This is a genomic window from Nonomuraea sp. NPDC005730, from assembly GCF_040630865.1.
Lineage (GTDB): Bacteria > Actinomycetota > Actinomycetes > Streptosporangiales > Streptosporangiaceae > Nonomuraea.
Genome location: NZ_JBEXYK010000016.1, coordinates 1 through 24,098, shown reverse-complemented (window position 1 = coordinate 24,098; position 24,098 = coordinate 1). Strand labels below are relative to the sequence as shown.

Below are 24,098 nucleotides of genomic sequence, written 5' to 3'. Positions count from 1 at the left end.
GGGCGGGCGCGTGTCACGAAAGGACGGACAATGGCTGCGGGCACCAAGACGACCAGCCGGCTGGAAGAGCGCTTCCGCCTCTGGGACAACGACGGCTCCGGCGCGATCGAGCGCTCCGACTTCGAGAACGAGGCCGACGGCATCATCGAGGGCCTGGGCGTGCAGGGGACGCCGCAGGCGCAGCAGCTGAAGCAGGCGTACCTGGCGATGTTCGACCACCTCGCGCGGGCCGCGGGCGCGTCGCGGCTCGACCAGGACCAGTTCCTCCAGGCCGCCGAGCAGGAGATCATCAGCAAGGGCGACGCCGGGTTCGCCCAGGTTGTCGGCCCGACCATCCAGGCCATCGTCAACGTCCTCGACCGTGACAACGACGGCGAGGTCGACTCCTCCGAGATGGCCAAGTGGTTCGCGGCCATCGGGCTCGACGGCGAGGTCGCCGCCAATGCCTTCCAGGAGATGGACACCGACGGCACCGGCAGACTCTCCGTCTCCGAGCTGGTCAACGCCGTGCGCGACTACCACCTCGGCAAGAACGACATCCCTCTGCTCGGCAGGTGACCTAGGCCCGAGCAGGCCGAAGGGTCGCCCAGAGCCGCTGTCTCCGGGGCGGCTCTGCCGAGGGAGCCGTCCGGGGGCTTTGTCCCCGGGCGGCTCCGCCCGAAGAAGGGGCCGTCCGGGCCGCATCCCCGGGCGGCCCCGCCGCCACCATCGCACCAGGACGGGAACCTTGGAGAAAACACTCTCTCCGCCCGGAGGATCGCCGCCCCGCGCCGCCGCTCCCATCCCCTTCTTCTCCCAGGCGGCGACGTTCGACCGGCTGTGGAAGGAGATCCGCGCCGGGTGCGTCGACGTGCTGGACCGCGGCAAGTTCTCCCACGGCGCGAAGGTCGCCGAGCTCGAACGCCGGCTCGCCCTGTGGACCGGCGCCGCGCACGTCGTCGGCGTCAACTCCGGCACCGACGCGCTGGTGCTGCTGCTGCGCGCGGCCGGCCTGCGACCCGGCGACCAGGTCGTGGTGCCCGCCTACAGCTTCATCGCGACGGCCAGCTCCGTCGTGCTGGCCGGCGGCGTGCCGGTCTTCGCCGACATCGAGGAGCACGGCCACGGCATCGACCCGGCCTCCGTCGACTCCGTGGCCGGGCCGCGCACCACGATGGTCATGCCGGCGCACCTGTTCGACCGCCTGGCCGACCTGCGGGGCGTGTGCGAGGTCGCCCGGCGGCGCGACCTGACCGTGCTGGAGGACAGCGCCGAGGCCATCGGCATGCGCCTCGACGGCACCCACGCCGGGCTCGTCGGCGCGGGCGGCGTGTTGTCGTTCTTCCCGTCCAAGACCCTCGGGGCCATCGGCGACGCCGGAGCGCTGCTCACCGACGACGACGGCATCGCCGAGACCGCGCGGGCGCTGCGCCACCACGGCCGCGGCGGCCGCACCCTCGACCACTTCCCCGGCATCGCCAACCCCACGATCCTGCCCGGCTGCAACAGCAAGATGGACGACCTCCAGGCCGCCGTCCTGCTGGCCAAGCTCGCCCGGCTCGACGCCGACATCGCCCGCAGGTCCGAGCTGGCCACCCGCTACGACGCGCGGCTGCGCGACGTGCCCGGCGTGCTGGCTGTGCCGGGCGCGGCGCCGCCGCACCCGGGCGGCAACCGGGTCTGCTACGTCTACCTCGTCGAGGTCGAGTCCCGCGACGCACTGGCGGCGCACCTGGCCGCGGCGGGCATCGGCACCGAGGTCTACTACCCGGTCCCGCTGCACCTCCAGCCCTGCTTCGCCCACCTCGGCCACGTCCGGGGCGACTTCCCGAGGGCGGAGGCGGCCTGCGAGCGGGCGCTCGCCCTGCCGCTCTACCCCGATCTGTCCGACGCCGCGGCCGACCGGGTGTGCGACGAGATCGAGGGCTTCTACCGAGGGCGGCGCGCATGAGCCGGGTGCCGTTCTTCGCCGCCGACCTGTTCGAGGCCGACCGGGCGACGCTGCTGCGCACGGTCTACGCCGTCGGCACCGGCGAGGCCCAGAAGTTCATCCTGGGCGAGCACACCGCCCGGTTCGAACGCGAGCTGCGCCACCGGCTCGGCGCGGCCGACGTCGTGGCCTGCTCCAGCGGCACGTCCGCGCTCACCCTGGTGCTGGCCGCCATGGGCGTGGGCCCCGGCGACGAGGTCGTGGTGCCCGCCTTCGGTTGCGCCCCGCTGGCCGCCACCGTCGCCGGCGCCGGGGCGCGGCCGGTCTTCGCCGACGTCGACCCCGTGCGGCTCACCGCCGACCCCGCCGCCGCCGAGTCGCTGGTCACCGCGCGGACCAAGGCGGTGATGCCCGCCCACATGTTCTCCGTGATGGCCGACATGCCGCGCTTCCGCGAGCTGGCCGACCGGCACGGCCTGCGGCTGGTCGAGGACTCCGCTCTGGCCCAGGGCGGCACGCTGGGCGGGCGGCCCGCCGGTCGGTGGGGCGACGCGGGTGTCTACTCGTTCGTGCAGGTCAAGACGTTCGGCATGCCGGGGGAGGGCGGTGTGGTGATCACCGACGACCCGGCCCTGGCGGCGCGCGTACGGGTGCTGCGCAACCACGGCCAGGACGGCGCCCGGCGCTTCCACCACCACCGCGTCGGCCACAACAGCCGCTTCGACGAGGTGATGGCGGCCTTCCAGCTCCACCGGCTGGCCGGCCTCGACGACCGACTGTCGCGCCGGGCCGAGATCGCCTCCTACTACTCCCGGCGTTTCGAGCCCCTCGCGGAACGCGGGATCGTGGCACCGCCCGTCGGAGGGGACGGCCGGTTCCCCTACGTCTACACCGTGCTCACCGAGCACCGGGACGCGCTGGCGGCCCACCTGGCCGCCCGCGACATCGCCAGCCACGTCTACTACCCGCGCACGCTGCCCGCCCAGCCGGCCTTCGCCTCCTTCGCGCCGCCCGGCTCGTCCTGGCCGGTGGCCGAGTCGGCCGCCCGGCGCAACCTGTCGCTGCCGCTGCACCCGCGGCTCGCCGACGCCGAGGTCGAACGGATCGCCGACGCGGTCTGCGCGTTCGCCCACGGCTCCCCGCAGGAGAACCCATGACCGACCAGGTGGTCACCCGCGGCCTCGGCCCCTACGCGCGGCTGGCCAAGCTCGACATCTACGACTACTACCTGGGCCTGCCGCTGGTGTGGTCGCTGCTGCCGCCGGCCGGGCGCTGGCAGCCGTACGCGGTCGGCCTGCTCCTGTCCGTGCTCGTCGCCGAGGCGGCCGTGGTGGCCGCGATGGTCGGGTTCGACGACATCACCGGCCACCGCGACGGCAGCGACGCCGCCAACTACTCCTCCGACGCCGCCCGGCGCAGACTGGCCCGCAAACCGCTGGTCGCCGGCACGCTCACCGAACGGCAGGCGCTGCGCTTCGCCTGGACGGCCACCGCGATCAGCGCCGTGCTCTGGGCCGCGGTGGTGGCCGCCGCCCCCCACCGGCCCGCGTGGGTGGTCGTGACGGCGGCGGCGTGCGTGGTCGCGGCCGTGCAGTACTCGTGGGGGCTCAAGCTCAGCTACCGGGGGTTCCAGGAGCTGTTCCTCGTCGGGCTCGGCGTGGGGTGGGTGCTGGTGCCGTACGGGCTGCTGACCGGGCAGGCGAGCGGGTTCGTGGCGGTGCAGGCGGTGCTCTTCGGGCTCGGGCCGATGATCTTCGGTCTGTACTCCAACACCAACGACGCGCGCGGTGACCGGGAGGCCGGGCGGTTCACCGTCGCGGCGCGGACGTCCCCGCGGGTCAACGCCGCCTTCGTCACCGCGGTGAGCGCGGCCGAGAGCCTGGTCGTCGCGTGGGCCGTGGCCGCCGGGGTCGCGCCCTGGTGGTTCCTGGGCGTGCTCGTGCCGCTGGTCTCCCTCCGCGTCGCCCAGCTCGTGATCGGGTTCGTACGGGCAGACGTGCTGCGGGCCCGGCGGGTGGCGATCCGCACCCACCGCGTCACCGTCGGCGTGCTGATCCTGGCCAACCTGGTCCTGGCATGAACGTGGACGTCGCGGTGGTGGGGGCCGGGCCGGCGGGCCTGGCGGCCGCGTACGCGCTGGACCGGGCCGGGCTCGCGGTCCGCGTCCTGGAGGCGGCCGAGGCGGTGGGCGGGCGGATGCGCACCCTGCGGGCGCGGGGCTGCCTGATCGACACCGGCGCCGAGATGTTGCCCTCCGCGGACGGCTACCCGGCCACCTGGCGGCTGATCGGGGCGGTCGGCCTCGACGCGGCGGCCGTGCCGAGGGTGCCCGACGCCGTCGGCGTGTGGCGCGACGGGCGGGTCCATCCGCACGTCGGCCGCCCGCTCGGGCTGCTCACCGGCGCGGGCCTGCCGCCGCGCGCCCGGTTCGACCTGGTACGCCTCCGCCTCCGGCTGGCCCGCAGCCGTCCAGGCCCGGAGGCCACCGTCGCCGACCTGGTCGGGAAGTACCATCCCGACCTGCGCGCGTTTCTGGTCGAGCCGCTGGTCGCCGGGTTCTTCGGCTGGGACGCCGGGCGTTCGTCCGCCGCGGTGTTCGCCGAGCACCTGACCAGCACCGGGAGCACGAACACCTGGCACACCTACCGAGACGGCATGGACACCCTGGCCAGGGTGCTCGCCGCCGGGCTCGACGTGGTCACCGGGCACGAAGTGACAGGGGTGGTCCCGTGCCCGGGAGGGGTGCGGCTGGAGTCGCCGCGGGGGAGTGTGAGCGCGCGGGCTGCGGTCCTGGCCGTGCCCGCGCCCGTGGCGGCCCGGCTGCACCCCGGCGCCCCGCCGGAGGAGCGGGCGTACCTGGAGGCGTGCACGTACGCGCCCATGCTGCGGCTCAGCCTCGTCCTCTCCCGGCCGGCGACGCCCGGCTGGCGCGGGTTCGCCACGCTCGTGCCCGCGGCCGAGGACCCCGTGCTCAACGTGATCACCGTCGACCACCACAAGCACCCGGGCCGAGCCCCCGCCGGTACCGGGCTCATCTCGCTCATCACCTCGCCGCAGGGCACGGCCGCGCTCATGGGGGAGAGCGACGAGAAGGTCGCCGACCAGCTCGTCGGGCGCGCCGAGCGGTTCGTGCCCGGCCTGGCCGGCCGGGTGGCCCGCTTCCACGTGCACCGGTTCCCGCACGGGCTGCCGGAGGCGACGCCGCGGGCGCTGGCGCTGCGGGCGGCGTTCGAGGGGCGTCCCGGGGCGGCGGTCGACTACGCGGGCGACTGGGTCGCCCTGCGGCCGTGCAGCGAAGGCGCGGTCGTGGCGGGGGAACAGGCCGCCGCGCGGGTGCTCGCCCGCCTGTCGTAGCCGCCCGCCCGCCTGTCAATGACGTACGCGCATGGAGAGAAGCAGATGGCCTTCTTCACCCGGCCCATGGAGTTGGGCACCCTTTTCGACGACCTCGCCGAACGCGGCCGCAGGACCGGCGTGCACGTGAGCCGCCCCCTGGACATCGCCCCCCACCTCGGCACCGACCTCGACCTGCCGGACCTGGCCGAACTGGTCAGGGAGGCGGCCGGCTGGCTGGCCGCCGCCGGCGCGCGCCGCGGTGACCGGGTCGCCGTCGTCAAGCGCAACCACTGGGACTACGTGCTGCTGTCCTGCGCCGCCGCGCGCATCGGGGCGGTGCCCGCCACACTGTCCGCCGACCTGCCGCCCGACGTGCTGGAGATCCTGCTCAAACGGCTGGAGCCGGCGCTCCTCGTCACCGACTCCGCCCTCGCCGTCCGGCCCGGCCTGGCCTTCCAGGTGCCGCGCACCCTGGTCGTCGACGGCACGGCCGAGGGGCTGCTGTCGCTGGACGACGTGCGCGGCTGGGCCGTGCCGCCGGTGCACCGGCCCGCGCCGGACGACCCGCTGGCCGTCATGCACACCTCGGGGACGACCGGGGTGCCCAAACTCGTCGTGCACTCCACCCGTACGCTGCTGCGCCGCCTGGCCGGGTTCGAGGCCCACCGGTGGCCGGTGCTGGGCAGCCGTCCCGACGACGTCGTGGCGAGCGCCATCTCCTTCGCCCACGGGCGGGCCCTGGCCTGGACCGCGAGCGTGTTGTGGCTCGGCCCGGCCAAGGTGCTGGCCGTCTCCGCACCCGGCTGGGAGGAGGCCGGCCCGTTCCTGGCCCGGCACCGGCCCACGACGCTGGAGGCGCTGCCGGCCACGTACGTGCGGTGGCAGCGGCGCACGCTCGGCGAGGCCGGCCCGTTCGCGCGGGTGCGCCTGTACATCAGCACGTTCGACGCCGTGCACCCGCCCACCGTGCGCGCCTTCCTGAACGCCACCCGGCGCCGGCGGCCGGTGTGGATGCAGGGCTGGGGGCAGAGCGAGACCGGGCCGCTGACCTTCCGCCTGCTCACCCGCCGGTCCATGGCGGACGGCGACGTCCGGCACCCGACCACGCGCGACCTCGGGCGTCCGGTGCCCATGCGGACCCGGCTGCGGGTGGTGGACCGTGAGACGTTGCGTCCGCTGCCGCGCGGCGCGAGCGGGCTCGTGGTCTGCCGCACCAAGGCCCTGTGCCTCGGGTACGTCGGCGAACAGGAACGGTGGCTGGGCAAACGGCTCGGAGGGTGGTGGCACACCGGGGACGTCGGGACGCTCAGCCGTACCGGCCGGGTGCGGTTCGTGGACCGGGAGACCGACACGATCCCGGGCGCGAGCTGCGTGGAGCTGGAGGACGTGATCGACGACCGGCTGCCCGGCGTGCTGGAGTGCGTGATCCTGGGCGTTCCCGGACGGCCTTCCGTACCGGTCGTGGTCACCGAGGACGGCGGCCTCGACCGCGACGCGTGGCGGCGGGCCGTCGCGGACCTGCCCGAACTGGCCGACCCCGTGGTGATCACCTGGGACCAGGTCCCCCGCACCGGCACGGGCAAGGTCCGCAGAACGGCGCTGCGCGAGCTGCTGGGCGAGACCCCGGACACGTACGGCACCGGACGGTGGACGTGACGCCGGGATCGCGGGCCGCCGGCCGGTCCGTCGCCGAACGGGAGGTGGTCGCCTGGCCGCTGGCGGGCGTGGTGGTGCGGGCGCGCGGCGAGTCGGTCGCGCTGCGGGTGGCCGTCCAGCGGTTGTGCGCGCTGGGCTGCGAGGTCCGGTTCGACGGCGTGCCGCCGCCGGACGGGGCGCCCGCCGGGTGGCTGGGGGTCGCGTCCGCGCCGTTCGGCAGGCCGGGGGAGGCGCTGCCGGAGTGCGGGATCGGCTGGTCGGGGCCGGTCGGGGTGCCGATGGCGGACGAGCGCGACGTGCAGGCGGCCTGCGGGATCGCCCACGTGCACGGGCGGGCCACCGGCGGGCCGAGGGCGCTGCGCCTGGACTACGCGTCGGTGTGCGCGGGGGTGCTCACCGCCCAGGCGCTCACGGCGGTCCTGCTCGCGCTGCTGCGGGGCGGGCCAGCGCTGGCGGCGCGCACGTCCGTCGCGCAGGCGGCGCTGCTCGCGCTCACCCAGTACATCGCGGTCGCCACCGGTGAACGCTCCGACCCGTCACTCTCCGCGGGAGGCATGCCGTCCCGGGAAGAGGGGCGGGTGCCGCCGTTCCGGTCGGCGGACGGCGTGCGGTTCGAGATCGAGACGTTCGACGCGGAGTGCTGGCGGCGGTTCTGGGACCTGCTCGGCGCCGAGCCGAGGGCCGCGGCGGCGGGCTGGCCGCCGTTCCAGCAGCGGTTCGCGACGGCGACCTGCACGCTGCCGGCCGGGCTGGGCAGGACGGCCGCCGTCGCCGGTTACCGGGACGTCGTGGCGGCCGCCGCGGACGCCGGTGTCAGCGTGCTCCCCGTACGGGACGCGGACGCGCCGCTGGCGCCCCCGCCCGCCTCGCCGTGGCGGCTGCGCGCGCTGACCGAGGCCCCCGCCAGGGAGCCGGCCGACCTGCCGCCGCTCGCCCGGGACGCCCTGAGCCCGCTGGCCGGGCTGCTCGTCGTGGAGTCCACCAACCGGGTGCAGGGGCCGCTGGCCGGGCACGTGCTCGGCCTGCTCGGCGCGGACGTCATACGGCTGGAGCCGCCCGGCGGGGACCCGCTGCGCGGCGTGCCGCCGATGGCGGGGCCGACCTCGGCCCGGTTCCTCGCGCTCAACCGGGGCAAGCGCGCTCTCGAAGCCGACCTCAAGTCCGGCGCCGGACGCCGGGCCGCCCTGCGCCTGATCGCCTGCGCCCACGTGTTCCTGCACAACTGGCCGCCCGGCCGGGCCTGCTCGTACGGGCTGGACCACGACGACCTCGCGCCCGTCCGGCCGTCCCTGGTGTACGCGCAGGCCGGGGGATGGGCCGAGGCGCTGCCCCCGCCTCAGCCCATGGGCACCGACTACCTGGTGCAGGCCTACAGCGGGGTGGCGGCGCGGCTGGCCGGACCCGGCGAGCAGCCCGCGCCGTCCCTGATGACGCTCACCGACGTGCTGGGCGCGCTGATCAGCGCCGAAGCCGTCGTCGCGGCCCTGGTGGCCCGCGCCCGCAGCGGCGCCGGCGTACGTGCCGGGACGGCGCTCATGGACGCGGCCCGCCTGCTGCGCGCCACCCCACCGGGGACGGCACCGGCGAGCCGGGAGGCCGCCCCCGTGACGGATCTGGCCGCCATGGCCGACGACCCCGCCTTCGACCGGGTGCTCGACCGTACCCCGCAAGCCGCCTACAGCCGTGCCCCCTGGACGTTCGTGCCAGCCCCCCACCACGAGGAGGCCCTCTGAATGCGTACCGACCCCCTGCCCTGGACGTCGGCCAACGGGATCGTCCTGGCCGACCGCGTGCCCGCAGGCGTGCGCGCGGCATGGACCGCCCGCGGCCTGTGCCCCGACCTGGACCTGTACAGCCTGTTCAGCCGGCACGTGCGGCGCACGCCGGAGCGCGAGGCGGTCGCCGACGAGACCGGCTCGCACGACTTCGCCACGCTGGACGCCCGCGTGCGCCGGGCCGCCGCAGCGCTGGCCGCCGCCGGACGGGGACCGGCCGACATCGTCGCCGTCCTGCTGCCCAACGGGCGCGACGCGGTGGTGGCCGAGCTGGCGGTGGCCGCCGTCGGCGCGGTGGCCCTGCCCATCCCGCACACGCGGGGGCGGCGCGACATCGCGGGCCTGCTGAACCGGTCCCGGGCGGCCGCGCTCATCACCGTGCCCGAACTGGCCCTGGGGCTGCGGGCCGGGCTGCCGTACCTGGAGCAGACGTGGACGTTCGGCCCGCCCATGCCGGGCACCCGTTCGCTCGACGAGGTGGCCGAGCGGGACGTCCGCGGGTGGCGGCCCGCGTGCCCGGCCGCCGAGTGGCCCGCCCGGATCCTGCTCTCCTCCGGCACCGAGTCCGAGCCGAAGATGGTCGCCTACTCCCACAACGCCATGGCCGGCGGCCGGGGCGCCTACCTGCGGGCCGTGTTGGGCGAGGACGGGCCCACGCGTAACCTGCTGCTGGTCTCGCTGGCCTCCTCGTACGGCTCCTGCGGCACCTCCGTCCTGCTGGCCCGGCACGGCGGCACGCTGATCCTGCGCGCCCGCTTCGACGCCGCCGAGGCGTTGCGCGCCGTCGAGCGGCACCGCCCCACCCACCTGTACGGCGTCCCGACGATGTTGCGCCGCATGGCCGATTCGGCGGCCGAGGCCGACCTGTCGTCGCTGCGCCGCGTCGTCAGCAGCGCCCAGCCCCTGCACGGCGAGGCCAGGCAGGCGTGCGCCCGCCGCTTCGGCGTGCCGCTCGTCAACGTGTACGGCTCCACCGACGGCGTCAACTGCCACACCGGCCGCACCCCGGACCGGTGGGCCCCCGGCCTGGCCGGAACCCCGGACCCGGCCGTCGCCGAGATCACGATCCGGGACGCCGAGGGCGAGCCGGTGCCGCCGGGCGAGCCGGGCGAGATCTGGGCCCTCGGCCCGATGACCCCCTTGTGCTACGTCGCCGCCCCCGACCTGGACGACCGCTACCGCGCCCCCGGCGGCTGGGTCCGCACCGGCGACCTGGGCCGCCTCGACCCCGACGGCACGCTGTGGGTCCTCGACCGGATCAAGCGCGTCGTGATGCGCGGCGGCCTCAGCATCTCCCCGGCCGAGGTGGAACGCGAGCTCAGCGCCCATCCCGACGTCGCCGACGCCTTCTGCGTCCCGGTGCCGGACGACGACCTGGGGGAGCGCATGTGCGCCTGCGTGTCGCCGCGGCCCGGCGCCAGACCGCCGTCCCCGGCCGAGCTGATCGTCTACCTGCGCGAGGAACGCGGCCTGGACCGGCGCAAACTCCCCGAACGGTTCCTCTGGCTGCCCGAACTGCCGCTCGGCCCGACCGGCAAGGTCTGCGCCGCCACCCTCACCCGGCTGGCCGCGCGGTCGGCGGTGCCCGTCCCGCGCAGCCCGATGAGGAGCGGCCGATGAGCCGGGCCGCCTACGTGTTCGGCGAGCGCCGCGACCACGTCGCCGAGCAGCACCGCTGCCTGGAGCTGGCCTACGACCCGATGACCATCGAACGCCTGGCCGAGGCGGGTGTCGGGCCCGGCATGCGGTGCCTGGAGGTGGGCGCGGGCGGCGGCAGCGTGGCGGAGTGGCTGGCCCGCCGCGTCGGATCGGCCGGGAGCGTGCTGGCCACCGACATCGAACCCGCCTTCGAGCCCGTGGCCCCCCGGCTGGAGGTGGTCAGGCACGACATCGTCCGCGACCCGCTGCCGGAGGCCGCGTTCGACGTGGTGCACGCGCGGCTGGTGCTGCTGCTCCTGCCGGAGCGGCTGGCCGTGCTGGACCGGCTCGTCCGGGCGCTGCGGCCGGGCGGTGTGCTGCAGCTCGACGAGTTCGACATCACCTACGGCCCCGGGCTGCTGATGCCCGACCCGGCTTCGGCCGAGCTCTACGAGACGTTCATGCGGGCCAAGATCCGCGTGATGACGCGCGCCGGGGTGGACGTGGCCTGGGGACGTCACGCGGCGGCGGCGATGCGGCGGGCCGGGCTGACCGGCGTCGACCCCAGACCCCGGGTGGAGTTGTGGGACGCGCGCTCGCCGGGGGCGCGGCTGGTCGCCCACCACACCAGGCACCTGCGCGACCGGTTCGCCGAGGAGGGCCTGACCGACCGGCAGCTCGCCGGCGTGCGCGCGCTGCTGGCCCATCCGGACTTCCGCGCCACCTCGTGCGTGACCTACTCCGTGCAGGGTCGCCGTCCCCTGGAGGTGGCGTGATGCGCATCGACCTGCACGGCGCCGCGCCCGGCGTGCACTCCGCGATGGCCCGCTTCGACGCCGCCGCGAGCCGGGAGCTCGATCCCGCGCTCGCCGAGCTCGTCCGGGTGCGGGCCTCGCAGCTCAACGGCTGCGCGGTCTGCCTCGGCATGCACACCCGCGCCGCCCTGGAGGCGGGCGAGGACGAGGAACGCCTGCGCACCCTCGCACTCTGGCGCGACAGCACCCTGTTCACCGGGCCCGAACGCGCGGCGCTGGCGCTCACCGAGTCGATGACCAGGATCGCCGAGGCCGGGGTGCCGGAGGAGGTGTTCGACGCGGCCCGCGAGCACTTCGACGAGACCGGCCTGGCCCACCTGCTGTGGACGATCGCCGCCATCAACGTCTGGAACCGGGTGGCGATCGCCGCCGGTCCGCCCGCCGGGTAGCGGTGGTTGTGGCACGATCGAGGCATGCGTTCCCGTACGGAGGTGGCCTTAGCGGGCCTGATCGTGCTCACGCTGACCGGCGGTTGCGCCGACCCGGCGACCCAGCGGGTGTCCCTGATGAACGACCCGTCCGCGCCGCCGTCGTCCAGCCTGGCGCCGGCCATGCCCCACGTCGCCACGGACTCCCCGGCGATGCCGGGCGGCACTCCTTCGCCGTCGTACTTCCGGCCGCCGCCGTTGGTTCCGGCGACCTCCCTGGCCGAGCCCATGGCGACGGGCAAGCCTCTGACGGCGACCGGCCCGCCGCGCTTCTTCGTCACCGCCCGGACGCCGATCTTCTCCTTCGCGGACTCGTCCAAGGCGGCGGACGCCACTCCGGTGCCGCCCGCCGTGAACGACGCCGTGACGGGCGCCCTCGTGGCGGCCGTGCCGCTGCCGCCCGGGGTGCGCTCCTCCTGGCACCTCGTCGCCGCCGCCCCAGACAACCGCACGTTCGTGCTGGCCGGATGGACGGGGCCGGGCACGCCCCTCCTGCTCTTCCGCATCCGTCTCGACGAGAAGGGACGGCCCGGCGAGCCGGAGCTGGTGCCCGACCCGGAACCCGAGCCCGACCAGGCGACCGCGATGGCACTCAGCCAGGACGCCGCCAGGCTCGCCTACACCGTCACGCTCGTCGGCGGCGGGACCAAGGTGGCGGTCCTCGATCTGGCCACCGGGCGGCGGCGGGACTGGGTCACCCGGGAGAGCACCGCCGTCATGGGCCTGGCCTGGGCCCCCGACGGGCGGCGGGTGGCCACGGTGACCGGCCGAGGGGGCCTCAGCGTGCTCGACCTGGGGAACGCCGGCTCCGATCTGATGAGCGCGTCGCGGCCGGTCAGGCCGGACAGGGCGGTGTGGATCCCCGAGTCGGTGGCCTTCACCCCCAAGGGGGACGCCCTGCTCTACTCCACCGGCCACAACGTCGAGCGGGTGCCGGTCGCGGGCGGGCGGCCGCAGGTGGTGGCTCGGCTGAACCTGCCCCAGGGAGCCTCGCTGGGCCTCGACTTCAGCATCGACGGGACTGGCGGGCATCTGCTGTACACGTACGGATGGCGGGCGCACCGGGTCGACCTCGCCGACGGGTCCACCACGTCGGTGCGGATCGACGCGGGTGAGCGCTCGGGTGAGGGCGAGTCACCGGTCGCCGCCTGGTGAGGGGTCAGGTGCCGAGGTGCTGGGCCTCGTGTTCCCACTGGTCGCGGGGCTGGGTGTGCAGGCGCCAGTAGTGCTCGGCGATGTCGTCGGGCTCGAAGGCGGTGCCGGGGGCGACCACGCCGGCCACCGTGACGCTGGCCACGTGCACGCCGTCCGCGCCGTACTCCTGGTCGAGCAGCGTCACCAGGGTCCGGACGCCGGCCTTGCCCAGTGACAGGCTCACGTAGTCCGGCTTGGGGTACGGCATGCCGCCCGTGACGATGAACGTGCCGCCGCCGCGCCCGGCCATCCCCGGCGCCACGTGGGCGGCGGCGGTGAGCGCCCCGACGACGTTGACCGCGTACGCGTCGAGCTGGGCCCGCGCCGGCAGCTCCCCGGGCCGGTCGGCCTGGACGATCGCGGCGTTGTAGACCACGACGTCGGGCGGGCCCAGCTCGGCGGCCGTCTTGTCGAGCGCGGCGCGCAACGCGTCCTCGTCGGTGCTGTCGGCGACCGCCGTGGCGACCGGCACCCCGTACGCGGCGAGGGACGCCGCCGCCGCCGACTCCACGGTCCGCGTGCTGCGCGCGATCAGGCCGACCGGCAGCCCCTCGGCGGCGAACCGGCGCGCCACCGCCTGCCCGATCCCCGGCCCCGCTGCGATGATCACTGCTCCGGACACCTTCATCTCCCATCTGCATTGGCGACAATGGGCACGATAAAGGGTCACATCCATGTGAAGGTCAACCCGGAGGTTCCATGCGAATCGGCGATCTCGCCCGGCAGACCGGAGTGAGCCGCAGGCTGCTGCGCTACTACGAGGACCAGGGCCTGCTCAAACCGCTGCGCCTGCCGAACGGCTACCGCGAGTACGCCGAGACCGACGTCGCGGAGGTGCGCCACATCCGCGCGCTGCTCGACGCCGGCCTGCCCACGTCGGTCATCACCAGGGTGCTGCACTGCGTCCATGACGACGGCGCCGACATGGTGCCCTCCTCCTGCCCCGAGATGATGGACAACCTCAACCGCGAGCGCGCCCGCATCAGCGGCGAGATCAGCCGCCTGGCGGCCTCGCGGAAGGCGCTCGACTCCATGCTCGCCACCGCCCGCGAGCCTGCCGAAGGGGAGCGTCCGCCCAGGTGAGAGGATGGACGGCATGGATCTGGGTGGCATCCGGACGATGAGTCGCGAGGAGTGCCTGACGCTGCTGTCCACGGTCCCCGTGGGCCGGGTGGCGTGGGCGCGGCCGGGCGGCACGATCATCGTGCTGCCGGTGAACTTCACGCTCGACGCCGACACCGTCGTGTTCCGGATCCCGCCCGGCCGCATCCTGGAGGCGATCGAGCACCGTGTGCCGATGGCGTTCGAGATCGACGACATGGAGCCGGCCATGCGCACCGGCTGGAGCGTGCTGGTGACCGGCGTCGCGGAGGTCGTCCGGGATCGGGAGGAGGCCGGGCGGCTGGAACGGCTGACCGGCGCGCCCTGGCCGGAGCTGGCCGATCCGGTGCTCGTCCGGCTGCCGTTGCACCGCATGTCCGGGCGCCGCCTGCCGCTGCATCCGGGTGGGGTGGTGGTCGAGCGCCTCGGCGGGGAGGCGTGAGGCCGAGAGCAGGCTCACACGGGTGGGACGAGCGTGAAGTAGCGGTCGAGCAGGGCCCGGTCGCCGCGTACGTCGAGCCGGTCGGCGGGCAGCCGGTGCCACAGGTGCAGCAGCAGGTCGGAGGCTGTTCCGGCGACTTCGACCGGGCCCTTTGAGTCGCCGGTGAGCCGGACGTCGTCGCCGTCGAAGCACACCGCCCACATCCCTGGCCCGTCGCTCTGGCGGAACAGGTAGCGCTCGCCCGCGCCGGGCGGGGCCTGCGTCCAGGAGCGGCGGGCGGGGGCCATCACCTCGAAGACCTGGGTGACGGCGTCGGCGGCGAACGCGGCGTCGATCGGGGCGGCCGTGCCGAGCGCGTTCTCGGCGTCCCAGCGGTGGACGGCCGCCTCGATGGCCTGCATGCGCTGCCAGAACCCGACGGTCTGCGCCGCGGACCACGTCCAGGCGGGGTCGTCGGGGGAGGCGGCGGAGAAGCACGTTCCGAGACGCGCGGCGCCCTCGGCGAACCAGTCGAGCACGGCCGGGGGCACCGGCCCGGTGTTGGGCGCGCGGTCGGGGTGGGGCCAGTCGCCGAAGTCCGCCGGCAGGCCGAGGACGGTGACGTCGGCCGGGTCGGGCAGCCCGGGAAGACGGTCGTCGATGACCGCGTGCACGTGCCGGTGCACCGCGCCCAGGTGGATGACCAGGTCGGCGACCGACCACCCGGGACAGGACGGCACGAGGGGCGCGCCGCCCGCCGCGGTCGCCCGCCGCGCGGCCGCCTCGAACGCCCGCACCTCCCGGTGGAAGTGCGCGACATGATCCATGAGCTCGCTCCGATCGGCCGGGTGCGGATGTCGGATTTCGGGGTCGGATGAAGTTATGCGCGGGACGGAACAGCTCGAAACTGTACCGGTCAGCCGGTACAGTAACGGGCATGCCACGACCCAGTTCCAAGGACCGGCTGCTCGACGCCGCCGCCGACGTGCTGCTGACGGAAGGCGCGGAGTCGCTGACGCTGGAGGCGGTCGCCCGGCGGGCGGGCGTCTCCAAGGGCGGCCTGTTCTACCACTTCCCGACCAAGCAGGCCCTGGTCGCCGCCATGGTCGCGCGGCTGACCGACGCCTTCGACCAGGCGCTGGCGGCGGCCGGCGGCCGGCCGGGCGACTTCCTGCGGGCGTACGTGCGGGCCACGATCCCCGAGCGGCACACCGCCTCCGTCCCGGCCGACCGGGTCACCGTCGCGCTCCTGGCGGGCGTGCTGGTCGACCCGGCCGGGCTGGAGCCGCTGCGCGAGCGGTTCGCGGCCTGGCAGGCCCGGCTGGCCGACGACGGCATCGACCCGGCCGCCGCGACGGCCGTCCGGCTGGCGGTGGACGGCTGGTGGGCCGCCCGCCTGCTCGGCCTCGGCGAGCCCGGCCCCGGCCTGCACGAACCCACTCGCCGCTACCTGATGGAGGCCATCGACCGTGCTGCGCGCGACTAAGGCGTTGATGGTGCTGACGGATCTCGGCTTCGTGGCCTACTTCACGGTCACCGGTCTGGGCCTGATCCCGCCCGAGTGGGCCTTCGCCGACTATGCCGATCCGCTGATGGCCGACTGGAACTGGTCGTTCCTCTGGATCGACCTCCTGGCCAGCGCCACCGGCCTGACCAGCCTGTGGCTGCTGCGCCGCCGCTCGCCCGCGGGCGAGCCGCTGATGCTGGTCTCGCTGGTGCTGACGGCGGCCTCGGGGCTGATGGCGATCGCGTTCTGGACGCTGCGCGGCGACTTCTCGCCCGCCTGGTGGATCCCCAACCTCTACCTGCTGCTCTTCCCGCTGCCGGCGATCGCCGCGCTCACCGCCCGGGGAAGAAGTCCGCGCCCTGGACGTATTCCATCGCCTTGACGAACCCGGGGTCGGCCAGGCGGCGCTCCACCTCCTCGGCGGAGACGTCCTCGACGTGGGTCTGGATCCACCACAGGTTGCCCCAAGGGTCGCGCACCCGGCCGACGAGATCGCCGAAGAACAGGTGCGTGACGTCGGTGACGGACGTGCCGCCCGCCTCGACAGCGCGGCGGTGGACGGCCTCGGCGTCGGGCACGTACAGGCGGAGCAGACCGGGTGTCGAGGGCCATTCGGGCCGGGCGTCGAACAGCATCACCACGGCGTTCCCGATCCGCACCTCGGCGTGCTGGACCTCGCCGTCCGGGCCGGTCATCCGGCCCAGCTCGACGGCGTCGAAGGCGGCCTTGAGCCAGTCGATCAGCCCGGCCGTGTCCCGCGAGATGATCCACGGCGTCACGCTGGTGTAGCCCTCGGGGATGGGGTTGACGGTCATGATGTGCCTCCTCGATCGGTGCGTCGAGACGACGTTAGGAGGCAAGTAGGTCAACTCCGGTCCTACATGGACGGCATTCTTGGACGCATGACGTCCTTGCGGTTGCTGAGCCTGCTGTCCCTGCTCCAGACCCCGCGCGAATGGCCGGGCGGCGAGCTGGCCGAGCGGCTCGGGGTCAGCCGCCGCACGGTCCGGCGCGACGTCGAGCGGCTGCGCGACCTCGGCTACCCGGTGGTGGCCACCATGGGCGCGGACGGCGGCTACCGGCTGGTCGCGGGCGCGGCCATGCCGCCGCTGCTGCTGGACGACGAGGAGGCCGTCGCCATCGCCGTGGGCCTGGTCACCGCGGCCCGGCATCCCGTGCAGGGCATCGAGGAGGCGTCGGTGCGCGCGCTGGCCAAGCTGGAGCAGGTGCTGCCGTCCCGGCTGCGCCACCGGGTGGCCTCGCTCGGCGCCGCGACCGTCCCGCTGCCCGGCGCCGAGGGCTTCGACGTCGATCCTGGCCGGCTCACGACGCTGGCCATGGCCGTCGCCAACCGTGAACAAGTGCGGTTCCGGTACCTGGCGGCCGACGGCGCGCGGAGTGCCCGGCTGGTGGACCCGTACCGGCTGGTGGCCGCCGGGCGGCGCTGGTACCTGCTGGCCCACGACCACGACCGGGACGACCGGCGGCTCTTCCGCGTCGACCGCATCGACGACGTACGGGCCACGGGCGCCCGGATCACCACGACCGAGCCGGCGGACCCCGCCGCGTACGTCGCCGCCAAGCTCTACTCGGGCGCGCCCACGTACGAGGCGGTCGTGACCCTGCACGCGCCCGCCGAGGCCGTGGCCCGCGTGATCCCCGGCGAGGTCACCCCGCTGGACGCGAACACCTGCCTCCTGAGCGCCTCCGCCGACACCCTGGACTGGCTGGCCTTCCGGCTGATCACGCTCGGCTGCGAGTTCGAGGCGCACGAGCCGCCCGAGCTCGTCGCCCACCTGCAGAGGCTGGCCGCCCGCCTCACCCGCGCGAGCGCGCCAGGAACTCCAGCACCAGCGGGCTCGCCACCTCCCGGAACTCCTCGAAGTAGGCGTGCCGCGCCCCCTCGATGAGCCGCAGCTCCGCCCCCGGGACCCGCCCGGCCAGCAGCGGGGCGTTGGCGGCCGGGTTGAACACGTCGTCGGTGCCGTGCACGACCAGCGTCGGCGCGGTGATGCCGGGCAGCACGGCCCAGGCGTCGTGCCCGGCGCTGGCGGCCAGGTGGCGGCGGCGGGCGTGGGCGGGCATGCCCGGATCGCCCACCGTCCGGTACGGCCCCGGATGCGTGGCCAGCCAGCCCGGCGTGTACATCAGCTCCAGCAGCGCCCGCCCGGCGGCGGCCCGGTCGGGTTGCGCGAGCGCCCTGCGCACGTCGGCGCCGCGTTCGAGGCCGTGGACGCCGCCGGGTGAGGTGCAGCCGAGCACGAGCGCCCCCACCCGGCCGGGATGGTCGGCGGCCAGCCACTGGGCCACCCGCCCGCCCATCGACGTGCCGTAGACGTCGGCGCGGGCGACGCCCAGCTCGTCGAGCACGGCCAGCACGTCTTCGGCGAACCCGCGGGTGGTGCAGGGCTCGTCGGGCTTGTCGCTGTCGCCGGTGCCGCGGTAGTCGAAGGTGATCGTGCGGTGGGCGCGGTCGAAGTCGTCGCGGACCGGGTCCCACCAGCGGTGGTCGTTGGCCTGGCCCTGGAGCAGCACGAGCGCGGGGCCGCTGCCGCGGACCTGGTAGGACAGCTTGACGCCGCCCGTCGTCATGGCGAAAGGCACGCCTTCGATGGTGCCACGGCGACGTCCATGCCTTGACGGAGTGAGTACTCACTCCGTACTGTTGAAGCATGACGAACGAGACGAGCCGGCGGAGAGCGCCGGCGATGAGCCCGGAACGACGCCGCGAGATGATCGTGAAGGCCGCCCTCCCCCTGGTGGTGGAGTACGGCACCTCCGTGACCACCGCCCAGGTCGCCCGCGCGGCCGGCATCGGCGAGGGCACGATCTTCCGCGCCTTCGGCGACAAGGAGGCGCTGCTCGCCGCCTGCATGGCCGAGGCGCTGCGCCCCGACGACACCCTCGCCCACGTGTCCGCGATCTCCCTCGACCTGCCGCTGAGCGACCGGCTGGTGGAGGCCGCCGAGGCGCTGCGCGGCTACCTGGCCAGGATGGGCGCGGTCGCGGGCGCCCTCGCCGCCACCGGCGGCCTGCACCGTCCCGCCCCCGGAGGCGAGGCCCGAGCCGCCGAGGGCGGCGGGCGGCCCGTGTCCGGACGGGAGCAGTCGATGGCGGCCTCCCGCGAGGCCCTGGCCGGGCTGTTCGAGCCCGAGCGCGACCGGCTCAGGCTGGCCCCCGAGCGCCTGGCCGAGGCGTTCCAGTTCATGGTGATGGCGGCCGGCCGCGGCCCGTCCCCGCTGGGCTCGGAAGAGCTGGTGGACCTGTTCCTGAACGGCGCGCTCGGGGCGGGCGAACGCCCTTGACCGACCTCTACGAGGACCTCGCGCCCCGCCGCCGCACGGCGGTCACCTTCGCCTTGCTCGGCTGCGCCTTCCTGGGCATGCTCGACGGCACCGTCGTCGGCACCGCGCTCCCGCGCATCGTCGCGCAGGTCGGCGGCACCACCTCCTGGTACGTCTGGCTGATCACCGCCTACCTGCTCACCTCGTCGGTGAGCGTCCCCATCTACGGCCGCTTCTCCGACCTGTACGGCCGCCGCCGCCTCCTCCTCTCCGGCATCGCGATCTTCCTGACCGGCTCCCTGGCCTGCGGGCTCGCCGGCTCGATGGAAATCCTGATCGTCAGCCGGGCCGTCCAGGGGGTCGGCGCGGGCGCGCTGCTCACCCTGGGCATGGCCCTGATCCGCGACCTCCATCCGCCGCACCGGACCGAGGGCCTGATCCGCATGCAGACCCTGCTGGCCGCCATGATGATCGTCGGCATGGTCGGCGGGCCGCTGGTCGGGGGCCTGCTCGCCGACCACGCGGGCTGGCGCTGGGCGTTCCTGGTCAACCTGCCCGCCGGGGCGCTCGCGGCCACGCTGATCGCGCTGCTCCTGCCCGACCGGCGTCCGCCGCGCAGCTCGGGCAGGCTGGACGCGGCCGGGATCGCGCTGCTCACCGCGGGCCTGTCGCTGGTGCTGGTCGGCCTGAGCCTCAAGGGCAACACCGGCCGCGGCTGGAGCGATCCGGCCGTGCTCGGCTCGCTGCTCGGCGGGGTGGCGCTGCTGGTCGCGCTCGTCCCCGTCGAGCGGCGGGCGGACACGCCGGTGCTGCCGCCGCGGCTGATGCGCCGCCGCACGTACGCGGCGCTGCTCGCGGGCGGGTTCTTCTTCCAGGTGGCGGGGCTGCCCGCGGGCGTGCTGCTGCCGCTGTACCTGCAGCACGTACGCGCCTACTCGGCCACGGTCTCCGGCCTGCTGCTGCTCCCGATGCTGGTGGGCATGATCGCGGGGAACCGGCTGACGGCCGTCCTGGTGCTGCGTTCCGGCCGTACCAGGCCGGTGTTGCTGACCGGGGCCGCGCTGGTCACCGCCGGCACGCTCGCCTTCGCCGCGCTCGGCCCGCGCACCTCGCCGTACCTGGTCGGGGTCTGGCTGCTGCTCGTGGGTCTCGGCACGGGCCCGGCCATGGGCGGGCTCACCATCGCCACGCAGAGCAGCGTCCCGCACGCCGACATGGGCACGGCCACGGCGGGGTCGGCGTTGTCGAAGCAGCTGGGCGGCTCCTTCGGCCTGGCCTGCGCCCAGTCGCTCATCGGCGCGCAGGTCGGTGCGGCGGCCGTGGGCTCCACCGTCGCCTGGACCGGCGGCGTCGCGGGCCTGCTGGCCTTCGCCGTCCTGCTGCTGGTCCGCGAGAACGGGCTTCCGTCCCGGCAGCCGGCCGCCGTCCGGGCCTGAGCGGAATCGGGGGAAACGCGGGGAATGTTCCTGGGGGAGCCCCCGTTACATACACCGTGGCCGGTGTGTCCAGTGTCCCCGGGCCTCACCTATTGCCTTCGCGGACTACCGTTCGGCTGGAGCCGCGTTGTGCCTTTCGCCGAGAGGCGACCTGCACACCGGTACACGCACACGTGGAAGCCCGCCCTCTCCGGAGGGCGGGCTTTCGCGTCGTTCACGCCGGGCGGTTCTTCACGTAGTACGGGTCGGTGATGCCGCCGGGGCAGGCCAGCTCCTCGGCGTCCAGGTGGGTCAGCTTGGCCCCGGCCTGGTAGGCGCTCTGCAGGAACTCCAGGACGCCCGCCACGGGATCGCCCATGGCCCGCACGTCGTCGTAGCGCAGCACGGCCAGATGGCTGCCGCGCGCGGGCAGCCACTCGGCCTGCTCGGGCAGCAGCGGCTCCAGCTCCAGCCCCTTCGGCTCCGGCGCGGTGTAGGAGTAGAACGCCGGCCAGGGCCGCTCCTTGTCGCCGAACCAGAACCCCGCGCTGATCACCTCCCGGCTGTACGCCTCGCGCGTGACCGGGTCGGCCTCCTCCGGCACCTCGGCCGGGCGTCCGGTGAAGAGGGTGACCGCGATGTCGAACGTGTGCCAGAAGTGGTGCACCGGGCTGACCTTGCCGCCGAAGTCCGCGGCGAACCGGTCGAGCAGCTGCGCCACCTGCGACAGGATCCGCCAGTAGCGGTTGATCAGGATCGGGTCGTAGTGCGCGTGGCGGGTGTCCTCGGCGAACGGCGTCTCGTCGTCCAGGTCGTACGGCACCGCCCAGATCTCCGGCCGGATCCCCAGGTCGGCCAGCGTCTGGAAGAGCCGGGACTGGAAGGTGGCCACCGACAGCCCGATCATGCTGAACTCCGCGCTGCGGCCGTCCAGCACGTCGATCACCAGGCGGTGGCGGACGAGGTCGAAGTCCACGCAGAACAGCGGCTGCTCGGCGAGACCGCCCATGGGACGTGTCGTCAGGCCGCGCCCGGTCAGATGGAACGGCACCTGCCACCAATGGTTACGCCGGTTACTCACCGTCAGCCGGATTTTCCCGACGATCTGCGCGAAGCGGTGGAAGGTCTCCTTGGTGTCGGCCCACTCTTCGAGTGGCATGGCCGGAAAGAGCTCCATGTGTCCATCGTAACTACGCTGCGTAACCATTCTTCGGGGGGTCTCCGCTAATATCCGGCTTGAAGGGTGGTTCAAGTCGAGGAGCCGGGGCATGCGGGACACGTTGATCGACATTGGCGAGGTGGCCAGGCGTACCGGGCTGGCCGCGTCCGCGCTGCGCTTCTACGAGCGCAAGGGGCTCATCGAGGCCGAGGGCCGCAATGGCCTGCGCCGCGTCTACCTGCCCGAGACGCTTGACCGGCTGGCGCTGATCACCTGCGCCCGCGACGCCGGGTTCACGCTGTCGGAGATCGCCGAGTTCCTGCGCGCCCGGCCGGCGGACACGCGGTTGCGCGAGCGCATGGCCGCCAAGGAACGCGAGGTCGACCAGCGGGTGCGGCAGCTCACCCGGCTGCGCGACAGCCTGCGCCACGCGGCCGTGTGCGAGCACGACCCGCTGGTCGAGTGCCCCGAGTTCAAGCGCGCCGTGAAGGCCGTCAGCCAGAGCTGACGTACTTGCGCGGGCGCAGGGCGTGGGCGCGCAGCGCGGCCAGGGCCGCGTACTGGCCGGGCCGGTCCATCCGGACGACCAGGTCGTCGCTGTAGGCCAGGCCCAGCGCGGTGAGCTGGGAGACCAGGTCGGCGACCGGCGCGGTGACGTCGTCGAGGCTCGTGGCCGGGTGCCAGCCCTCGCCGCCCACCACCTCGGCCACCCGTTCGCGCAGCTCGGCGGGGGACATCAGGACGCCGTCGGCCAGCAGCATGAGCGTGGCCTCGCGGGCCGAGACCTCGAACTCGTGCTCGCCCCTGGCCAGCAGCAGCCGGGTGACCGCCGCCCACATGGCCTCCGGCGAGCCCAGCAGGTGCCGGCCGTAATCGGTGATGGCCAGCCGGGTGCCGTCGCGGCTGATCGCGCCGAGCTCGCGCTCGGCCAGCTCGCGCAGCCGCAGCGCCGCGGGCGAGGGGGCCAGCCGGAGCGGCAGGCTGCCCTCGGAGGCGGCCAGGGACAACAACTTGCGCAGGGCGGGCAGGGGCTGCGGCGTGACCGGCGCGTGCAGGCGCACCTCGAACGGCTGCGCCAGCTCCCGCCTGGCCGGGCCGCGACCGAGCACCCAGCGGTTGAGCCGTTCGCCGTGCACGCGGTTGAGCCAGCTGTCGCCGCCCAGCTCGGCGCGGGGCTCGGTGAGCCAGCGGCGGGTGAGCGCGGTGCGGTCGATGTCGTCGCCGGCGACGATCGCCAGTTCGAGCGCCGCCGAGCAGGCCACGTGCGCGCCCAGCTCCTCCGGGCCCATGATCATGCTCCACTGCAGCTCGGGCACGTCGGGCGGGAGCACGCCCGTGGCCTCCAGGGCCTTCTGGTAGGCGCTGGTGCCGGCGTCCTCGCCCTCCTGGGCGTAGGTGCGCAGGATCTGCGCGGTGGTGGGGGACACGCACAGGGCGGCGTAACGTTCCATGCCGCCGAGTTGCAGCAGCCGTGCGAGCGAGCGGGACAGGCGTTCGTGGTCGCCTCCGGGCCGGAGCGGGCCAACCTTGATCGGAAGCGTGTACCAGAGGAACTCGCAGACGTCGAGCTGGGTCACCGTCTCCAGCGGTTCCCCACCCGTCAACCATTCGACGGCGGTCCTGGCCTCCTCGGCCAGGTCCGGCTGAGATCGCTCCAACTCGGCGAGAAGGGCGGTGACATCCGGTGCACTCATGCCTCGAAGTTTGCCGTATCGAACCCAGCTATGACGATGACCGAATGCGGTGCGTATTGGGTCTTGCACAGCGACTACCCTACGAAACCGATGTTTACCTACAGTGAGCGGGTCAGATCCATCGTTTGTCGAACAGCATCCGGGCCTTCCACTCGGTGTACGGGATCACCTCGGCGGACAAAATCGGGTGCAACCACCAGAAATTGATCAGTGCCAGCAGCGCGTACGCGCCGACCACCGCGGCCCCCAGCGTGCGGCGCATCGGCATGGCCCCGCTCTCCGTCGGCGTGGCGGGCCCGATGAGCAACCCGGCGCACAACGTCAGCGCCAGGATCATGAACGGCACCATGGGGATCGCGTAGAACAGGAACATCGTGCGGTTCTCGGAGATGGCGAAGTAGAACCAGGGCAGCCAGCCCATCGCGTACGCCAGCAGCACCGCCCCCGCCCGCCAGTCGCGCGAGGAGACGTACCAGGCGATCAGGGCCACCAGCGCGGCCAGCGCGCCGAACCAGATCACCGGCGTGCCCACGCCGAGCACCGCCTCCGAGCAGTCCTTGACCCCGCACACGTTCTGCTTGCCCTCGTAGAAGAAGGCCACCGGACGCAGCAGCAGCGGCCACTGCCACGGCTCCGACATGTACGGATGGGACGTCTCCAGCCCGTTGTGGAAGGTGAAGACCTGCCACTGGTACTGGATCCATGAGCGCATGGAGTCGAACAGGAAGAAGAAGGGGCCGGAGGAGGTGGCCTGGTCCCAGTTGCG

General features: G+C 74.3%; 25 protein-coding genes and 1 pseudogene. 19 read left to right on the top strand and 7 right to left on the bottom strand.

What is annotated here, in order from left to right:
* The first annotated feature begins 30 nt into the window (after positions 1 to 30).
* The 11 genes from ABZ444_RS20600 to ABZ444_RS20550 all read left to right on the top strand — a co-directional run bounded on the left by ABZ444_RS20600 (position 31) and on the right by ABZ444_RS20550 (position 12,712).
* Positions 31 to 558: an EF-hand domain-containing protein gene (locus tag ABZ444_RS20600; RefSeq protein ID WP_357999035.1), complete on the top strand. Its 528-nt coding sequence runs from the start codon at positions 31 to 33 to the stop codon at positions 556 to 558.
* Positions 559 to 727: 169 nt separating this feature from the next.
* Positions 728 to 1,930 carry a DegT/DnrJ/EryC1/StrS family aminotransferase gene (locus ABZ444_RS20595; RefSeq protein WP_357999032.1) on the top strand — a complete coding sequence of 401 codons (1,203 nt, stop codon included), beginning with the start codon at positions 728 to 730 and terminating at the stop codon, positions 1,928 to 1,930.
* Positions 1,927 to 3,066: a DegT/DnrJ/EryC1/StrS family aminotransferase gene (locus ABZ444_RS20590; RefSeq protein WP_357999028.1), complete on the top strand. Its 1,140-nt coding sequence runs from the start codon at positions 1,927 to 1,929 to the stop codon at positions 3,064 to 3,066. Before ABZ444_RS20595 ends, ABZ444_RS20590 begins: the two co-directional genes overlap by 4 nt.
* Positions 3,063 to 3,989: a UbiA family prenyltransferase gene (locus ABZ444_RS20585; protein WP_357999025.1), complete on the top strand. Its 927-nt coding sequence runs from the start codon at positions 3,063 to 3,065 to the stop codon at positions 3,987 to 3,989. The genes ABZ444_RS20590 and ABZ444_RS20585 overlap by 4 nt, the downstream gene beginning before the upstream one ends.
* Positions 3,986 to 5,263 (top strand): FAD-dependent oxidoreductase, encoded by a 1,278-nt coding sequence (locus tag ABZ444_RS20580; protein WP_357999022.1) that lies wholly within the window; start codon positions 3,986 to 3,988, stop codon positions 5,261 to 5,263. Before ABZ444_RS20585 ends, ABZ444_RS20580 begins: the two co-directional genes overlap by 4 nt.
* A 45-nt stretch (positions 5,264 to 5,308) precedes the next feature.
* A complete protein-coding gene (locus ABZ444_RS20575; RefSeq protein ID WP_357999019.1) occupies positions 5,309 to 6,901 on the top strand; it encodes a class I adenylate-forming enzyme family protein in 1,593 nt (530 codons plus the stop codon).
* Positions 6,892 to 8,634, top strand: a complete 1,743-nt coding sequence (locus tag ABZ444_RS20570; RefSeq protein ID WP_357999016.1) for a CoA transferase — start codon at positions 6,892 to 6,894, stop codon at positions 8,632 to 8,634. Before ABZ444_RS20575 ends, ABZ444_RS20570 begins: the two co-directional genes overlap by 10 nt.
* Entirely contained in the window at positions 8,635 to 10,296 is a 1,662-nt protein-coding gene (locus tag ABZ444_RS20565) for a fatty acid--CoA ligase family protein (protein WP_357999013.1), read from the top strand.
* Complete coding sequence (locus ABZ444_RS20560) at positions 10,293 to 11,090, top strand: class I SAM-dependent methyltransferase (RefSeq protein ID WP_357985397.1); 798 nt, start codon at positions 10,293 to 10,295, stop codon at positions 11,088 to 11,090. Before ABZ444_RS20565 ends, ABZ444_RS20560 begins: the two co-directional genes overlap by 4 nt.
* Positions 11,090 to 11,518: a carboxymuconolactone decarboxylase family protein gene (locus ABZ444_RS20555; RefSeq protein WP_357999010.1), complete on the top strand. Its 429-nt coding sequence runs from the start codon at positions 11,090 to 11,092 to the stop codon at positions 11,516 to 11,518. Before ABZ444_RS20560 ends, ABZ444_RS20555 begins: the two co-directional genes overlap by 1 nt.
* 24 nt (positions 11,519 to 11,542) lie before the next feature.
* Positions 11,543 to 12,712, top strand: coding sequence for a hypothetical protein (locus ABZ444_RS20550; RefSeq protein ID WP_357999007.1), 1,170 nt, complete (start codon positions 11,543 to 11,545; stop codon positions 12,710 to 12,712).
* 4 nt (positions 12,713 to 12,716) lie between these two features.
* Here the strand turns inward: ABZ444_RS20550 and ABZ444_RS20545 are convergent, their stop codons facing one another.
* The gene (locus ABZ444_RS20545) at positions 12,717 to 13,361 is read right to left on the bottom strand and encodes an SDR family NAD(P)-dependent oxidoreductase (protein ID WP_357999004.1); all 645 of its coding nucleotides are present in this window, start codon (positions 13,359 to 13,361) and stop codon (positions 12,717 to 12,719) included.
* An 89-nt stretch (positions 13,362 to 13,450) separates the two neighbouring features.
* On the opposite strand from ABZ444_RS20545, the gene ABZ444_RS20540 reads away from it, so the two are divergent.
* Both ABZ444_RS20540 and ABZ444_RS20535 read left to right on the top strand, forming a co-directional pair.
* Positions 13,451 to 13,834: a MerR family transcriptional regulator gene (locus ABZ444_RS20540; protein WP_357999001.1), complete on the top strand. Its 384-nt coding sequence runs from the start codon at positions 13,451 to 13,453 to the stop codon at positions 13,832 to 13,834.
* Between the two features lie 37 nt (positions 13,835 to 13,871).
* Positions 13,872 to 14,294: a pyridoxamine 5'-phosphate oxidase family protein gene (locus tag ABZ444_RS20535; protein WP_357998998.1), complete on the top strand. Its 423-nt coding sequence runs from the start codon at positions 13,872 to 13,874 to the stop codon at positions 14,292 to 14,294.
* Positions 14,295 to 14,308: 14 nt separating this feature from the next.
* Here ABZ444_RS20535 and ABZ444_RS20530 read toward each other — a convergent pair whose 3' ends face one another.
* Positions 14,309 to 15,100 (bottom strand): maleylpyruvate isomerase family mycothiol-dependent enzyme, encoded by a 792-nt coding sequence (locus ABZ444_RS20530; protein WP_357998995.1) that lies wholly within the window; start codon positions 15,098 to 15,100, stop codon positions 14,309 to 14,311.
* A gap of 110 nt (positions 15,101 to 15,210) precedes the next feature.
* On the opposite strand from ABZ444_RS20530, the gene ABZ444_RS20525 reads away from it, so the two are divergent.
* Positions 15,211 to 15,759: a TetR/AcrR family transcriptional regulator gene (locus ABZ444_RS20525; RefSeq protein WP_352326247.1), complete on the top strand. Its 549-nt coding sequence runs from the start codon at positions 15,211 to 15,213 to the stop codon at positions 15,757 to 15,759.
* Complete coding sequence (locus ABZ444_RS20520; RefSeq protein WP_357998991.1) at positions 15,743 to 16,162, top strand: DUF5360 family protein; 420 nt, start codon at positions 15,743 to 15,745, stop codon at positions 16,160 to 16,162. The genes ABZ444_RS20525 and ABZ444_RS20520 overlap by 17 nt, the downstream gene beginning before the upstream one ends.
* Here ABZ444_RS20520 and ABZ444_RS20515 read toward each other — a convergent pair.
* Complete coding sequence (locus ABZ444_RS20515; RefSeq protein ID WP_357998988.1) at positions 16,113 to 16,595, bottom strand: VOC family protein; 483 nt, start codon at positions 16,593 to 16,595, stop codon at positions 16,113 to 16,115. The two genes, ABZ444_RS20520 and ABZ444_RS20515, sit on opposite strands and share 50 nt — an antisense overlap.
* An 87-nt stretch (positions 16,596 to 16,682) precedes the next feature.
* Here ABZ444_RS20515 and ABZ444_RS20510 point away from each other — a divergent pair, with 87 nt between their 5' ends.
* Entirely contained in the window at positions 16,683 to 17,690 is a 1,008-nt protein-coding gene (locus ABZ444_RS20510) for a YafY family protein (RefSeq protein ID WP_357998985.1), read from the top strand.
* Here ABZ444_RS20510 and ABZ444_RS20505 read toward each other — a convergent pair.
* Positions 17,599 to 18,384 (bottom strand): alpha/beta fold hydrolase, encoded by a 786-nt coding sequence (locus ABZ444_RS20505; RefSeq protein WP_357998982.1) that lies wholly within the window; start codon positions 18,382 to 18,384, stop codon positions 17,599 to 17,601. The two genes, ABZ444_RS20510 and ABZ444_RS20505, sit on opposite strands and share 92 nt — an antisense overlap.
* A gap of 68 nt (positions 18,385 to 18,452) precedes the next feature.
* Between ABZ444_RS20505 and ABZ444_RS20500 the strand changes: the two genes are divergently transcribed.
* Positions 18,453 to 19,085, top strand: coding sequence for a TetR/AcrR family transcriptional regulator (locus ABZ444_RS20500; RefSeq protein ID WP_357998979.1), 633 nt, complete (start codon positions 18,453 to 18,455; stop codon positions 19,083 to 19,085).
* A complete protein-coding gene (locus ABZ444_RS20495) occupies positions 19,082 to 20,500 on the top strand; it encodes an MDR family MFS transporter (protein WP_357998976.1) in 1,419 nt (472 codons plus the stop codon). The genes ABZ444_RS20500 and ABZ444_RS20495 overlap by 4 nt, the downstream gene beginning before the upstream one ends.
* A gap of 214 nt (positions 20,501 to 20,714) precedes the next feature.
* On the opposite strand, the gene ABZ444_RS20490 is transcribed toward ABZ444_RS20495, so the two are convergent.
* Positions 20,715 to 21,656 (bottom strand): DUF5996 family protein, encoded by a 942-nt coding sequence (locus ABZ444_RS20490; protein WP_357998973.1) that lies wholly within the window; start codon positions 21,654 to 21,656, stop codon positions 20,715 to 20,717.
* Positions 21,657 to 21,747: 91 nt separating this feature from the next.
* On the opposite strand from ABZ444_RS20490, the gene ABZ444_RS20485 reads away from it, so the two are divergent.
* Positions 21,748 to 22,146, top strand: coding sequence for a MerR family transcriptional regulator (locus ABZ444_RS20485; RefSeq protein ID WP_357985352.1), 399 nt, complete (start codon positions 21,748 to 21,750; stop codon positions 22,144 to 22,146).
* Here ABZ444_RS20485 and ABZ444_RS20480 read toward each other — a convergent pair.
* Both ABZ444_RS20480 and ABZ444_RS20475 read right to left on the bottom strand, forming a co-directional pair.
* Positions 22,133 to 23,332 (bottom strand): hypothetical protein, encoded by a 1,200-nt coding sequence (locus tag ABZ444_RS20480; RefSeq protein WP_357998970.1) that lies wholly within the window; start codon positions 23,330 to 23,332, stop codon positions 22,133 to 22,135. The two genes, ABZ444_RS20485 and ABZ444_RS20480, sit on opposite strands and share 14 nt — an antisense overlap.
* A 112-nt stretch (positions 23,333 to 23,444) precedes the next feature.
* A pseudogene (locus tag ABZ444_RS20475) lies at positions 23,445 to 24,098 on the bottom strand (phospholipid carrier-dependent glycosyltransferase); the annotation flags it as partial.